Source organism: Sphingobacterium lactis (assembly GCF_011046555.1).
Classification (GTDB): domain Bacteria; phylum Bacteroidota; class Bacteroidia; order Sphingobacteriales; family Sphingobacteriaceae; genus Sphingobacterium; species Sphingobacterium lactis.
Map to the genome: position 1 here is coordinate 347,928 of NZ_CP049246.1, position 14,429 is coordinate 362,356.

Annotated in this window: 16 protein-coding genes and 1 other RNA gene; 10 read left to right on the forward strand and 7 right to left on the reverse strand. The window is 45.2% G+C overall.

Annotated features, from left to right (window positions below):
- Window positions 1–4: 4 nt before the first annotated feature.
- A complete protein-coding gene (gene rsmG, locus G6N79_RS01525) occupies window positions 5–640 on the forward strand; it encodes a 16S rRNA (guanine(527)-N(7))-methyltransferase RsmG (RefSeq protein WP_103904848.1) in 636 nt (211 codons plus the stop codon).
- 475 nt (window positions 641–1,115) lie between these two features.
- The gene (locus tag G6N79_RS01530; protein ID WP_103904849.1) at window positions 1,116–1,490 is read left to right on the forward strand and encodes a hypothetical protein; all 375 of its coding nucleotides are present in this window, start codon (window positions 1,116–1,118) and stop codon (window positions 1,488–1,490) included.
- 344 nt (window positions 1,491–1,834) lie between these two features.
- On the opposite strand, the gene G6N79_RS01535 is transcribed toward G6N79_RS01530, so the two are convergent.
- Window positions 1,835–2,065 (reverse strand): hypothetical protein, encoded by a 231-nt coding sequence (locus G6N79_RS01535; protein ID WP_103904851.1) that lies wholly within the window; start codon window positions 2,063–2,065, stop codon window positions 1,835–1,837.
- 92 nt (window positions 2,066–2,157) lie between these two features.
- Between G6N79_RS01535 and dprA the strand changes: the two genes are divergently transcribed.
- The 5 genes from dprA to accD all read left to right on the forward strand — a co-directional run bounded on the left by dprA (window position 2,158) and on the right by accD (window position 6,143).
- Window positions 2,158–3,258: a DNA-processing protein DprA gene (gene dprA, locus G6N79_RS01540; RefSeq protein WP_103904852.1), complete on the forward strand. Its 1,101-nt coding sequence runs from the start codon at window positions 2,158–2,160 to the stop codon at window positions 3,256–3,258.
- An 11-nt stretch (window positions 3,259–3,269) separates the two neighbouring features.
- Window positions 3,270–4,790 (forward strand): MFS transporter, encoded by a 1,521-nt coding sequence (locus G6N79_RS01545; RefSeq protein ID WP_103904853.1) that lies wholly within the window; start codon window positions 3,270–3,272, stop codon window positions 4,788–4,790.
- A 1-nt stretch (window position 4,791) separates the two neighbouring features.
- Complete coding sequence (locus G6N79_RS01550) at window positions 4,792–5,019, forward strand: DUF6814 family protein (RefSeq protein WP_103904854.1); 228 nt, start codon at window positions 4,792–4,794, stop codon at window positions 5,017–5,019.
- A gap of 81 nt (window positions 5,020–5,100) precedes the next feature.
- Window positions 5,101–5,198, forward strand: an RNA gene (gene ffs, locus G6N79_RS01555) — signal recognition particle sRNA small type.
- A 99-nt stretch (window positions 5,199–5,297) separates the two neighbouring features.
- Window positions 5,298–6,143, forward strand: coding sequence for an acetyl-CoA carboxylase, carboxyltransferase subunit beta (accD, locus tag G6N79_RS01560; protein ID WP_103904855.1), 846 nt, complete (start codon window positions 5,298–5,300; stop codon window positions 6,141–6,143).
- Between the two features lie 758 nt (window positions 6,144–6,901).
- Here the strand turns inward: accD and G6N79_RS01565 are convergent.
- Window positions 6,902–7,252: a hypothetical protein gene (locus G6N79_RS01565; RefSeq protein ID WP_234993129.1), complete on the reverse strand. Its 351-nt coding sequence runs from the start codon at window positions 7,250–7,252 to the stop codon at window positions 6,902–6,904.
- A 104-nt stretch (window positions 7,253–7,356) separates the two neighbouring features.
- Between G6N79_RS01565 and G6N79_RS01570 the strand changes: the two genes are divergently transcribed.
- Window positions 7,357–7,692 carry a MerR family transcriptional regulator gene (locus tag G6N79_RS01570; protein ID WP_103904857.1) on the forward strand — a complete coding sequence of 112 codons (336 nt, stop codon included), beginning with the start codon at window positions 7,357–7,359 and terminating at the stop codon, window positions 7,690–7,692.
- Between the two features lie 2 nt (window positions 7,693–7,694).
- On the opposite strand, the gene G6N79_RS01575 is transcribed toward G6N79_RS01570, so the two are convergent.
- A complete protein-coding gene (locus tag G6N79_RS01575) occupies window positions 7,695–8,189 on the reverse strand; it encodes a metallophosphoesterase family protein (protein WP_103904858.1) in 495 nt (164 codons plus the stop codon).
- A complete protein-coding gene (locus G6N79_RS01580; protein WP_103904859.1) occupies window positions 8,189–8,893 on the reverse strand; it encodes a tRNA1(Val) (adenine(37)-N6)-methyltransferase in 705 nt (234 codons plus the stop codon). The genes G6N79_RS01575 and G6N79_RS01580 overlap by 1 nt, the downstream gene beginning before the upstream one ends.
- A gap of 121 nt (window positions 8,894–9,014) precedes the next feature.
- Between G6N79_RS01580 and G6N79_RS01585 the strand changes: the two genes are divergently transcribed.
- On the forward strand, window positions 9,015–9,407 hold the full coding sequence (locus G6N79_RS01585; protein ID WP_146060563.1) for a hypothetical protein: 393 nt from the start codon (window positions 9,015–9,017) through the stop codon (window positions 9,405–9,407).
- A gap of 13 nt (window positions 9,408–9,420) precedes the next feature.
- Here G6N79_RS01585 and mutS read toward each other — a convergent pair whose 3' ends face one another.
- Window positions 9,421–12,027, reverse strand: coding sequence for a DNA mismatch repair protein MutS (gene mutS / locus G6N79_RS01590; protein WP_103904861.1), 2,607 nt, complete (start codon window positions 12,025–12,027; stop codon window positions 9,421–9,423).
- 141 nt (window positions 12,028–12,168) lie between these two features.
- Between mutS and mtgA the strand changes: the two genes are divergently transcribed.
- The gene (mtgA, locus tag G6N79_RS01595; RefSeq protein WP_103905069.1) at window positions 12,169–12,912 is read left to right on the forward strand and encodes a monofunctional biosynthetic peptidoglycan transglycosylase; all 744 of its coding nucleotides are present in this window, start codon (window positions 12,169–12,171) and stop codon (window positions 12,910–12,912) included.
- Window positions 12,913–12,957: 45 nt separating this feature from the next.
- Here mtgA and G6N79_RS01600 read toward each other — a convergent pair whose 3' ends face one another.
- The gene (locus G6N79_RS01600) at window positions 12,958–13,308 is read right to left on the reverse strand and encodes a VOC family protein (protein WP_103904862.1); all 351 of its coding nucleotides are present in this window, start codon (window positions 13,306–13,308) and stop codon (window positions 12,958–12,960) included.
- Between the two features lie 5 nt (window positions 13,309–13,313).
- Window positions 13,314–14,315: an isoaspartyl peptidase/L-asparaginase family protein gene (locus tag G6N79_RS01605; protein WP_234993130.1), complete on the reverse strand. Its 1,002-nt coding sequence runs from the start codon at window positions 14,313–14,315 to the stop codon at window positions 13,314–13,316.
- Between the last annotated feature and the right edge of the window lie 114 nt (window positions 14,316–14,429).

Here is a 14,429-nt window from a genome sequence, read left to right on the forward strand (position 1 = left end):
TCTCGTGAATCCAACTGTCGATATTATCTACCACTATTTTCCGAAGCTTTCGGAAACGCAGAAGCAGCAATTTGCCCAATTAGCAGAAGTATATCCCCTGTGGAATGACCAAATCAACGTCATCTCCCGCAAGGATATCGAGAGCCTATACCTGAAGCATGTGTTGCATTCCCTGGCGATCGGTAAGTTTATACAGGAGTTGGCCCCGAAGACGCGTGTGCTGGATGTAGGAACCGGGGGCGGTTTTCCCGGAATTCCACTGGCGATCTTATTTCCGGAAGTTCAATTCCACTTGGTGGATTCCATTGGCAAGAAGATCAAGGTTGTGCGGGAGGTCGCTGCAGCCATCGGACTAACGAATTTGGAAGCCGATCACATCCGCGCCGAACAATTGGATTACAAATATGACTTCGTGGTATCCCGTGCGGTAACCAGACTAGGCGATTTTATCCCTTGGATTCAGAACAAATTCGAAAGAAAAGATAAAAACGGGATCCCAAATGGCATTCTATACCTCAAAGGCGGAGACCTTAAGGAGGAAATTAAGGAAGCACGCGTGAAGGCTGAACTACACCCAATTTCCGATTATTTTAAAGAAGATTTCTTTGATACAAAATATGTGGTCTATGTGCCCATGTAAACATGCATAGTGCGTGCTATTCATTTAAATAACTTAAATATCTTCCAGGTGCAAGGATTTTCTAAATCTTGGTACGATTTTAAATCTATTGAAATATGTTTTTTATAACTAAAAGTTACAAAAGATAATTTCAGATAGAATTAAATACCATTATTTCAAAATTGCTGCAATAATTTTAAAGCCTTATAATCGATTCGATTGTTCGAAAGAAACAAACATTCATTTTGACATAGATGTTAATCTGTAAGCTATGAAAAGTGGATTAATTTAAATTTCAGTTATCAACATAGTAGTTCATAAAGCTGCAGTTACTAAATTAGAAACTAGAGAAGGTATAGTAATGTTTATTGTTCTTTGTATTGGACATTGTCAAAATATCACTATGTTTGGTGAGGATAGGTTTTAAACGTGGACGGAAAAATAATCATGTTTATCACTTATTTACAATTAATTATAAAAATATTACAACAACACAATGGCGAATAAGCGATTTAATGCAACTTATGAAAAAATAGATGCAAGAATCAAAGTTCAATCAGATGTGTTTACTTGGACTGAAGATGGCATGCACTTTTATTTTGCCCCAGCCTTGGATTTAGTGGGTTATGGCGAGAACGATATTGAGGCGCAAAATTCGTTTGAATTAGTTCTAAAAGAATTTATCGAATACACGCATAACAAGAAGACGTTATTTGATGAATTGGAAAGACTTGGATGGACAATTAACAAGAAAAAGAAGAGGGCCCTGCCCCCTACCACTGAGCAATTAATAGACGACAATGAAGATTTCAAGCGTCTACTCCAACGAAATGATATAAAAAGTCATTCTAGATCTATTCAGTTCGCTTAGCGAATATGACTATTAGAAGCCTTAAAAATATTTCTATAGCTAAGTTTGAATCATTTTTAGTCCTAGCAGGCTGTAAATATATTAAAACTACTGGCGGACATAAAAAATATAGTCGATGTGATTTGAAAAGGCCCATCGTATTTCAGTCGCACATTGATCCAATTCCAGAATTTATAATTAAGAATGCTTTGCGACCATAGAATATTTCTAAAACTGAATTTTTTGATGTGCTGGATGGTAAACTTAGGCTTGAAAGAGTCGGAGATATTTATATAAAGAGATGATCAAAAAGAAAACAGCGACATCCCCTCCTTACCGAGGGGATATCGTCTATAAGCAGGATTCTATTTTACGATCTTCTGAATTTCAGCACCGATCAGATTAATTTCCTCATCCATACCGAACAGTGGCAATCCCGTTTCAGGGCTCAATTTCAGCCAAGTGGTCTCTGTGTCCTTGATGATCTGGACGTATTCCTTACCGTCCTTAAACACCGTGTATGTATCTTTTTCATCTGGGAATACCGAGTAGGTATTTCCGCCAATTTCAATATCAAAAGGTTCTTGCATTTCCATAGTCACTAATTTTCCCAAAGTTAATCATTTAAGTTCAACAGATTTTGAAGTTAGTCTGTCGAATCCTTATATTTAGTGCTAAGCTAACCAGTATGAATGCAATAGAGAAGATTGCTTTGACCAAAATTAAAGGGATCGGGCCAAAGACAACCAGGCTATTGCTAGCCTATTGTGGGAGTTTGGAAGAGATTTTCAGGAGTACGAAAAAGGAATTGTCATTGATTCCGGGCATCCATAAATCCAGCATAGACCTATTACTTTCGAAATCATATTTGGACGATGCAGAATGGGAATTCCGTTTTGTGGAAGAGAATGCCATCGATGTGCTGTGGTTCGAGGACGCAGCCTATCCGAATCGGCTTCGCCATTGTGAGGATTCGCCTTTGCTGCTGTATAAGAAGGGAAATTGCGACCTGAACAACAGCAAGATCGTGAGCATCGTCGGCACGCGGAATGCCACACATTATGGACGGAAGCTTACGGAGGAGCTGATTGCAGAGCTGAGACATCTGGGGGTATTGGTGGTCAGCGGTTTAGCAATCGGCATTGACCATGCTGCCCATCGGGCGGCCATGCAATGCGGATTGGAAACGACCGCTGTACTCGGCCACGGCTTGGATAAGATCTATCCCTACCAGCATGCCGATATGGCGCGGGAGATCTGTTCGAGAGGATGCTTGCTGACGGAATATGCATCAGGAACGAAACTCGACAAGACCAACTTCCCGATGCGAAACCGGATCGTAGCGGGCTTGTCGGATGTGACGGTCGTCGTGGAAGCGGCTAACCGTGGCGGTGCCCTGATCACGGCAGATATCGCCAACAGCTATAACCGAGATGTATGCGCCTTTCCCGGCGCCGTGGATTGGCCCTATTCGCAGGGATGCAATGAACTGATCCGCAGCAACAAGGCGCATCTGATCAACAATGGTCAGCAACTGCTGCAACTTATGAGCTGGGACGAGGATCGGGAAGCAGTGACCAGTACGGGCATACAACTGCCCTTGATTATGGAACTGGACGCAGACGAAGAATTTGTCTACCGATACCTGAAGGACAGCCAAGAGGTCGGCATCGATGACCTTGCCGCCTATTGCCAATGGCCGCAGAGTAAATTGGCAATCATCCTGTTGCAACTGGAAATGTCCGGACTGATACGGGCACTACCCGGAAAAATATATACAATCATATAAACCTAACACCTATGCAAGAACAAGTCAGTAAAAAAGGAATCTGGAAGGTCATCGGTGCGTCCTCCTTGGGCACGCTGATCGAATGGTACGATTTCTTTATTTTCGGTAGTCTATCTATCGTCATTTCCACCAAATTCTTTCCCGCGGACAACCCGACGGCGGCCTTTCTATCCACCTTAGCAACCTTTGCCGCCGGATTTGTGGTACGCCCCTTTGGCGCACTCTTCTTCGGTCGATTGGGGGATCTCATTGGTCGAAAATACACGTTTATGGTTACCCTGATGCTGATGGGTGGAGCTACCTTCCTGATCGGCTGTATCCCCAGTTACGAAAAAATAGGCTTCATGGCGCCCCTACTGGTGCTGATCCTGCGGTTGCTGCAGGGCTTGGCACTGGGCGGAGAATATGGCGGCGCTGCAACCTACGTTGCGGAGCATGCCCCTCCCGGCGAACGTGGCTACTGGACCTCCTGGATTCAGACAACGGCCACCTTCGGTTTATTCATCTCACTCGTGGTCATCCTCTTGACGAAGTTCTTCCTAACGGATGTCCAGTTTGATGATTGGGGCTGGCGTGTGCCTTTCCTGCTTTCCATCCTGATGGTCTATGTTTCTTACCTCATCCGTAAGAACATGGATGAGTCGCCTGAATTCAAGAAAGCAAAAGCTGAGGGAAAAACCTCCACCAATCCATTAAAGGAGAGTTTCGGCAACAAATATAACCTGAAGTTTGTCCTATTGGCGCTATTCGGTGCAGCCATGGGGCAAGGAGTGGTATGGTACACGGGACAGTTCTATTCGATGAGTTTCATGAAAACGGTCATGTTCCTCGATTCGGATCAGGCGGATACCATCTTGGGGATCGCCCTGCTGTTCGGCACGCCATTCTTTGTGGTATTTGGGAAACTTTCGGATCGATGGGGCCGTAAATGGGTGATGCTCGTGGGGATGCTGCTGGCGGTGCTGACCTATCGGCCAATCTATCAAGCAATGTACCAGATTACCGATTTCACCACGAAGGAGGAAGTCATCGGCGAAAGGAAGGTTGAACAACAAGAAATTCGAGGTGGAACGGATGATGTGACCACGCGTTATTTCACGGATGGCTCCAGTTTGAAACAGGAACACATCCTGAAAGCAGCTATTGGTGAAGATGGGCAGACAGTTGAAAAGCGCTCCGAAAAGCTTACGGCAAAGATAAGTGGCGGCAATTACGTCAAACTGGTCTTCCTGATCTTCATCCAGATCATTTACATCACCTTGGTATATGGGCCTATTGCAGCCTTCCTGGTTGAGATCTTTCCTGTTAAGATCCGGTACACCTCGATGTCGCTTCCGTACCACATCGGTAACGGAATCTTCGGTGGTCTACTTCCAGCAGTTTCGACTTACCTGGCCACAAATGCACAGGTGGCCGGCAATCCGCAGTTCTATCTGGAGGGTTTATGGTACCCCATCATCATTTCGGCGGTCTGCTTTGTTATCGGCGCAATGTACATCAACAAGAATATGGTAGCTAAAGATTTAAACTAACATGGAAAACATCAAAAAAATATTGGGCATCGTTTGGATTATCCTCGCCGTGCTGACGGCATACTTCTGTATTGCCAAGTTTGGTCTCCCGAAGATCGTCTCCGGGAAGCAGGAAGATGTCGTATTCGGCATCATCATTCTCTTTATTTTGACGCCGATCATCTCGATCGGGCTTGGGATTTTCGGTTTTTTTGCGTTAAAAGGCGAATATGGGCGTGATAAAATGTAATTTTTAAGCTGAATGTCAGCGGAATACGGCTAGAATGCGATTTTCTTTTCCAGAAGATTAAAAATTTGTTAATTTTGCCGTGGGTAAGTCCTCTACGACCAGCTCCCATTGACTCCCCCAGGTTGGGAACAAAGCAAGGGTATTTGGTTGAGCGGTGCGATAGAGGTAGCTTACCCATTTTTTATTCCCTAAATTTTCCCATTCCCGCTTCATTTCGAATTCTAAATACACATATTAGATATTTTTCGTTTATTTGTAAACCGAATTATCACTAGTCTATGAGTTGGTTTAAAAGAAATAAGGCAGGTATTCAGACTGCAACAGAAAATAAGAAAGAGGCTCCAGATGGGATGTGGAACAAGTGTCCGAATTGTAAGAAGCCCCTTTTGAATGTAGAACAAGTTGAGAATAAGTACGTTTGCCACTATTGCGATTACCATATCCGCATCGGCTCCATCGCTTATTTCTCCATCTTATTCGACAACAACGAATTCACTGAATTATTCCCGAATCTTAAAGCCGGTGACCCATTGAACTTTGTGGACACCAAACCTTATAAAGATCGCTTGGTAGATAGCCAAGCAAAAACTGGTCTGAACGATGCCCTACGCTCTGCAGTGGGTAAAGTTGATGGCCAGGATCTTGTTATTGCCTGTATGGACTTTTCTTTTATCGGCGGATCCATGGGGTCGGTCGTTGGGGAAAAGATTGCACGCTCCATCGATTACTGTATCGAACATAAACTTCCGTTTATGTTGATCTCCAAATCTGGTGGTGCCCGCATGATGGAGGCCGCGTTCTCCCTAATGCAGATGGCAAAGACCTCTGCCAAGCTCGCCCTTTTGGCGCAAGCAAAACTTCCTTACATCTGTCTATTAACGGACCCTACTACGGGTGGTGTAACCGCATCCTACGCGATGCTCGGTGATATCAATATCGCAGAACCAGGTGCACTGATCGGTTTCGCAGGACCTCGTGTCATCAAAGAAACCATCAAAAAAGATCTTCCGAAAGGATTCCAAACCTCGGAATTCGTCCTCGAACATGGGTTCCTCGATTTTATCGTCGACAGAAGACAACTCAAACAAAAGATTTCTACTTTCTTGAAAATGGTCAAGGGATAACGAAAAAAGGAAAGCAATAGCTTTCCTTTTTTCGTTATCAGTATTTAGATGTTAGTATGAAGTATTAAGACCTATGGCGGGCTATTGGGCGTGAATAAGCTGGTGCTTTGGGGATATGAGTATGGAGATGTGCGTACGGGATCTGCTGATGAGACGTTAAAATAATTTTCCTTTTTGGGATAGTTTTAAGGAGATTTAAGGCCTGACACCAAATTATGGTCTTGGTTTTTGGGGACGTACCTATTTCTTGCAATAAACGCTTATCAATCCTTTTACTTTTTGGGTAATTTCTTATGCAAATAGCTGAATTATAGCTTTTTATTTGTTTTTACATTGGATTTTGGGTTTAGGATGGGTCTGGACCTTGTTCGACATGAGAGCGTGGTGAGAGCGTACTGAGAGCGTGGTGAGAGCGAGTCCATAGCACGCTCTCACCACGGTTCCACTTCGGACGCATCTCGGATGCACCTCGAACAAGGTCCAGGCATTAGTAAAACAGGATTCCGAGGGAATGGGAAATTATGGGAATTTGAAAGTATTTGGGAATTCATCGAAAACATGAAAACGGGAGAGCGTGTCATGGGTGTAACTTTTCTTAGAAAATCATTGAAAAAGTATGAATTTGGCAACATGGACATGTTGCTGGTGTTCTGGTGTTATGTTGCTTAAATATAAGAAAATCTGATCTATATATCTATCTATTACTTTTATTTAAACGAATTGGTAATCATTTTCAGGGGTTTTTTAGCCATTACCTATCACCGGCGGATATAGCGTACGAAACTCCACAGTTTCCGTTTTTTGAGGTAGTTCAGATTGCGTTCGTTCCGAAAGGCTTCGCGCTCAAAAGATATATTGAGGTAGGCGCGCGTGAAATTGCGGTACTGTAGCAAACGACATACAAATTCCAACAGGTAGAGGACATAGAACGGCAGGATCAGCAGTTCGATTGCTTGCAGGATATGAATGCGTTCATGGTTGATCAGGACCTTATTTTCCCGGTCCAGGGGATGTTTTAGGAGGATAAATGGAAAAATAGTAATGGCCTGCGCCTTCCCCATCGAGAAGAAGCGGGTCCAAAAACTGCTTACAATTACCTTTCCTTTCATCTAAAGGATAAAATTACGAAATCACGTTTAACTTTATATCAATCATGCTTTTTTGAATATCAAACATAGATTGTATATTTGTTATTACACTAAAAGAAAAATTCATGCCGTACAAAGAACGAGAGATCAATAAACTGTATTACACAATGGGTGAGGTGACCGAAATTTTCGATGTGAATGCCTCTCAAATCCGTTTCTACGAGCGAGAATTTGATATTCTACAACCTAAGAAGAACAAAAAAGGAAACCGCTTATTTACTCAGAACGATATCGCCAACCTTAAAATTATCTTTAATCTGGTAAAGGAAAAGGGATATACATTGCAGGGTGCACGTGGGTTTTTACGCAGCAACAAGAATGAAGCCCGTGAAAACCAACGTATTATCGACTCTCTGGAGAATTTGAAGACCTTCCTATTGGATGTACGCGATAGCCTATAGGCTTATTTCGGTCCGAGTTCAATCACTTCCAGATTCTCGATACGATCCGCATGGATGTCAAAGCGCATCATGGTGCGGATCTGATGCCAACCCTGTTTTCCAGCAGCGCCAGGATTGAGGTGCAAGAGTTGCAGCTTCGGATCGAATTGCACTTTCAGGATATGCGAATGTCCTGAAATAAACAGCTTGGGCGGATTCTTCAAGATCTCAGGTTTCACCAATGGATTGTATTTTCCGGGATAGCCTCCAATATGGGTCATCCACACATCCACCTGTTCACACGTGAAACGCAAATGCTCCGGAAATTGCAACCGGATATCTTTCCCATCAATATTGCCGAACACACCTCGCAACGGCTTGAATGCTTCCAACTCTGTGATGATTTCCATGGATCCAAAATCACCGACATGCCAGATTTCATCACAGCCGTCAAAATGTTTGAAGACCGCCTTATCCAAGTAACCGTGTGTATCTGATAGTAACCCTATTTTCATGATTAAAAAGCTAAAAAGAAATCCTTAAGCAAATGCCTGTACCCCTCGGCGTGCACGGCCTTTTCCTGATAGATGACAAAGGAACTGCACCGCAGCGCTTGAGGCGAATGGGCGAAGGTCAGTATGGTGCGGAATACCTCCGAATCAGCGAAGGAGCGGATCTGCAGCTCTTCCACCAGGTGTAGCCCCACAGCATTCGCTTCGGTACTTAGCGCCTCCCTTAATTCTATCGGAACGATCAATTGCATTTTCCCCTCCTGCTGCAGCCTGGCCTTTCCAAAAGCAAACAACCCGGTAAAGAACTCCACGTCGGTATGTTTGGCCATCTTTCGCCTTTCATCCGGATTATGCAGGGAATTGATATAAAAGGGCGGATTGGAAACGATCAGATCAAATTGCAGGTCGGTTTTCCAATGGAAAATATCCGAATGGACACCATACAGTCGATCTGCAAATGGAGACGCCTCGAAATTCAGTGCTGCCCGTTGTGCGGCCGGTCCATCCAATTCCACGGCCCATACCTGCGCATGAGGGAACCGCTGCGCCAACATCAAGGCAATTACGCCGGTCCCGGTACCAATGTCCAATATGCGCTCGGGTGCCGCAGTGGAAGCCGTAGCCCCCAGCAAGACCCCATCCGTATTGATACGCATCGCACAATGCTCCTGGTTCACTGAAAATTGCTTGAATTGGAAGATATTCCCCATATCCAAAGGTAACTTAAATATATTTTTCGGCCTGATTTAATTGGTTTTATTAAAAAAATCAGAAATGCAATTAATCTAAATGAAAAAAGCCAAGTCTATCTCAATAAATAAGCAAGAAGATATGAAAAAGATAGCCTTAAGAATTTTAGCCGTAGCCATGGTATTCCTGGTGTTTACCTCTTGTTCCAAAGAATTCTTTGAACCGATCGGGGTCTACGAAGAAGAAATAAATATAAACGTAACGAAGGTCTATCAGATCAGTCCGGCAGAAATGCGCGTTGACTTCATGGTGCAGAATCTTTCGGATTATGACTACTCCCCATCCGTGGACGGTCAGTTTTTCGTGGAGTTCTCCATATTCAGCACCTCAGGCTATGAAACCTACAATGAGGTTCCCATTGATCGGCTGTATTCCGGCGAGGGCTATCGCGACTACATTATCGTACCGATTGACCCGCGTATGAATTACAACATAAACGACTTACAATATACCGTATACAATGCTGGCCGATAGACCAGCATTTTTTTTAGTTCTTCAATAGGCGCTGGATTTCATCCAATTTCATCAGCGCTTCCACAGGCGTGAGGGTATTTACGTCCAGGTTGTTCAGCATATCCCGGATCTTTTCCAGCACAGGGTCATCAATGGCAAACATCTGCAATTGGTAGGCCTGTTTCTGTATTTTACGCATGCTGTCCTTGATCTTCTCGCCACCGGTACGTTCCTGTTCCAGGCGTTTCAGGATCTCTCCTGCCCGACCGATCAGCTTCGGCGGCATACCGGCAAGTTTCGCCACATGTATACCGAAACTATGTTCGGAACCTCCGGGCACCAATTTACGCAGGAATATCACCTTATTGTTCACTTCCTTAACACTTACATTAAAGTTCTTAACGCGCGGCATGGAATTGCAGAGCTCATTCAGCTCATGGTAATGCGTGGCAAACAAGGTTTTTGCACGGCAAGCAGGGTGGTTGTGCAGGTATTCCGCAATGGCCCAAGCAATGGAAATTCCATCGTAGGTACTGGTTCCCCGGCCAATCTCATCCAAGAGGATCAAGCTCCTGTCGGAGAGGTTGTTCATGATGCTTGCCGTTTCGTTCATCTCCACCATAAAGGTCGACTCCCCCGAGCTGAGGTTATCGGATGCTCCCACGCGGGTAAAGATCTTATCGACGATACCGATCTCTGCCTCCTTCGCCGGTACGAAACATCCAATCTGCGCCATCAGGACAATGAGTCCGGTTTGGCGCAGCAATGCCGATTTACCGGCCATATTCGGCCCCGTAATAATAATGATCTGCTGCCCTTCCGGATCCAGGAACGTATCGTTGGTGATGTAATCCTGGCCAATGGGAAGGTTCTTCTCAATCACCGGGTGGCGGCCGCCCTTAATATCCAACACTTTGGAACTGTTGACAACGGGCTTCACATAGAAGTTCTTGTCCGCAATAACGGCAAAATTCAAGAGCACGTCCAACTTGGCCAACAACTGGGCATTCAATTGGATCGGCTTGATATATTCTGCGATTGCCAATAGCAATTCGGCATACAACCTATTCTCGATGGCCTGTATCTTCTCCTCTGCTCCGAGGATCTGTTCTTCATATTCCTTTAGCTCTTCAGTGATGTACCGCTCGGCATTGACCAGGGTCTGTTTACGGATCCAACCTGAAGGCACTTTGTCCTTGTGGGTATTGGTCACTTCCAAATAATACCCGAAAACATTATTGAAGGCAATCTTTAGGGAAGGTATGCCCGTAGCCTCCGATTCGCGGCGTTGAATTTCCACCAGGTAATCCTTACCGCCGAAAGCCACTTTGCGCAATTTATCCAGATCGGGATCCACGCCCTCTGCAATAACATTCCCTTTGTTCAGCGCCACTGGAGGTTCCGCCTGGACAGTCCTTTCAATCTTTTCACGGATCAATAAACAAGGATTTAACTGCTCTGCAATCACATTCAAGGCTTCCGAATCCTGGGTCTGGCACAACTCTTTTAATTTCTCCACGGCATAGAGGGCGCGCTTCAGCTGTCCGACCTCTCGCGGATTGGCTTTTTGGAGACCGATTTTACTGATCAGTCGCTCCAGATCGCCCACCTGCTTGATCTCGTGGATCAATTGGTCCCGCAACTCCCTGTTGTTATGGAAGTATTCGACCACCTGAAGACGTTCATTGATGGATTTCTCATCCTTCAACGGCATCACGATCCATCGCTTCAGGAGGCGTGCACCCATCGGTGAGGATGTTTCATCCAGCACATCCGACAGGGTAGTGGCATTCTCATTCGATGAACCGATCAATTCCAGGTTGCGGATTGTGAACCGATCCAACCACATGTAGCGGTCCTCCTCAATTCTGGAAATGTTGGAGATATGCCCCAAGTTCCGGTGTTCGGTTTCATTAAGGTAGTGGAGCGCCACTCCGGCCGCAATGATGCCCACTGGCATGCGGTCGATCCCAAAACCTTTCATGGAGTTCACCTCGAAATGTTTCAGCAGCGATTCGGTGGCATAGTCACCGGTATACGGCCATTCATCCAAGGTGTAGGTATAGAAATTATTCCCGAAGTGCTCCAGGAAATCCTTGTATTGTTTTTTGGGAAGAATAACCTCTGTAGGTTTGAAGCCCTGCAATAATTTATCCACATAACCGATCGACCCCTGTGCTACTAAAAACTCGCCGGTGGAGATATCCAGGAAGGAAACACCGATGGTTTGCTTATCGTAATAGAGGGAGGCTAAATAGTTATTGGATTTCTGTTGGACAATATTCTCATTGTAGGATACCCCTGGTGTAACCAATTCGGTTACTCCACGCTTGACAATAGTTTTGGTCTGCTTGGGATCTTCCAATTGATCGCAGATCGCCACCCTTTGTCCTGCACGTACCAATTTGGGGAGGTATGTTTCCAGGGAATGGTGCGGAAATCCCGCCAGCGCCGTTTCCGATTCCGAGCCGTTGCCCCGCTTGGTGAGCACAATCCCCAATATCTTCGCCGCCTTGACGGCATCCTCTCCAAACGTCTCGTAAAAATCTCCAACCCTAAACAGTAATAAAGCACCAGGATATTTGGCTTTAATGGTATTATACTGCTGCATTAAAGGGGTTTGTTTCTTCGCTTTTGCCAAGGTTCTCCAATTTTTGTATAAGTTGTAAAAATAGCAGAAATGTGGCGATTTGCCAAACGCGATGCCGAATCAAAAAACACCATCGGATTTGACACAGAAATTAAAAAATACATCTTATGTTTGCATAAAATTTCAAGAGCAATGGCCATTAAACGTTCTACAGCAAAGAACAGAAAGAAACAAACCAGCACAACATTCGGAACCTTTTTGAAGAAAAGGATCCTCCCTTGGTTTGTGAAAGGCCTCATTGCCTTTTTCGTACTGACCATTCTTTGGGTCATTGCCCTGCGTTTCACGAATCCTCCGATCACCTACCTGATGGTGAAACGTGGTTTCGAACGGAAAGCCGCCGGCAAGGATTTTAAAATTGACAGGAAATGGTTGGATTATGCGGATATGTCGGACAATTTAAAGCGTGCTGCCCTTGCTGGGGAGGATGCGCACTTTATGGAGCACAATGGCTTTGATACGGACGCCATCCGCCAAGCCATTGAAAAGAACAAGGCTGGTAAACCCCTCCGCGGTGGAAGTACCATCAGTCAGCAAACCGCCAAGAACGTATTTCTATGGCCCGGCCGATCCTGGCTCCGGAAAGGTTTGGAAACCTATTTTACCGTGCTGATCGAGATCTTCTGGAGCAAGAAGCGTATACTCGAAGTGTACCTCAATGTCATCGAGATGGGGCAGGGCGTATATGGAGCAGAAGCCGCTTCGCAGTATTATTTCCATAAATCTGGCCGCAGCCTAACGAAAAAGGAAGCTGCCTTGATTATTGCCGTTCTACCAAGTCCTCAGAAATGGGATGCAAGAAGGCCTTCAGCCTATATCAACAGACGGGCGAACAGTATTGTCCGGTATATGAATTATTATAAAATCCCTAAATAGGAAAGTTAAGAAAAGAAGGAATAATCGCCCAAGCCTCCAAGGGGATTACGTGTGGGCAAGGATATTCACCAGGGTTCCGAATGGATCTTGCACATAAAAACGTTGAACGCCCCAAGGTTCCTTGGTTGGACCATAGGTTATGTTAAACCCTGCGTCTTTCATTTTAAATAAGGTCTCCTCGAAGTCATCGACTTCAATAGATAGGTTTGGGACATCGGTCCCTGAACCACCTTGGGTCGCAAAACTGATCTGTACCGCCATTTCCGCATCGCTTCCATAAGTGGTAATCCATCCGTGATCCATGATGATGCTTAATCCCAGGACATCCGAATAGAACTTTTTCGCTGCTTCTAAATTTTCCGCTTGAATATTGGTGACCATTCTCAAAACGCCCATGCTATTTAATTTTTAGGTTCCTTATAAATCTCTACGGTAATCTTTCCATCTGCAGTTACGGTACCGCGGTACATACCTTCGGTATTGAATGGCATGGCCACTTCGCCATTTTTATCGATGGCAATCATACCGCCATCACCTCCCATCTTGCCGATTTCCGCAATCACTTCCTTGCTTGCTTGATGCACATCCATTTTCCCATACTGCATTTTTGCCGACACATTATAGGCTGCAACAGCACGGATGAAGAACTCCCCCCATCCGGTACAGGAAATTGCAACCGTGGCGTTGTTCGCATACGTGCCGGCACCGATGATCGGTGCATCTCCCACCCTTCCGAATTTCTTGTTCGTCATCCCGCCGGTAGAGGTCCCTGCAGCAAGATTGCCTGCTTTATCCAGGGCCACGCAGCCCACAGTTCCAAATTTCTCGTCCTTATAAGGCGGCAGGAAAGCTTGTTGATCATCATGATCCAACTCCATCCGCTCCTTATCACGCTCCAATGCCCTTTGCAATCCATCCCAACGTGCTTTGGTCCAGAAGTACTGCGGATCAACGATCGTTAATCCCGCTTGGCGGGCAAATTCTTCGGCACCTTTGCCGACCATCATTACATGTTCAGATTTGTCCATTACCGCACGGGCGGCAACGATTGGATTTCTTATCGTGGTCACCCCTGCTACGGCACCTGCCTTTAGCGTTCCGCCATCCATAATAGCTGCATCCAGTTCATTCTTTCCTTGATTGGTAAATACAGCACCTTTTCCGGCATTGAATAAAGGAGAATCTTCCATCACATAGATCGCGGCCTCCACCGCATCCAAACTGGATCTCCCTTCTTGGATCACGGCATATCCGGCCTGTAAGGAAGCGGTAAGCACATCAATATAGGCTTTCTCCAAAGAGTCTGTCATGTTCTTCTTCAGGATGGTGCCTGCTCCGCCATGAATGGCCAGTACATATTTTGGGTTTTGGGCGTTTTGCGCTTGTGTGGGTATCGTATTCATAAGGATGCTAATTAGGGTTAGCAAAATGATGTGGGTACTTTTCATAAGCTATGATTTATGACAAAGTACGAATAATCCCTATAAATAACAAAAGGGGTGAAAACGCCTAAAATC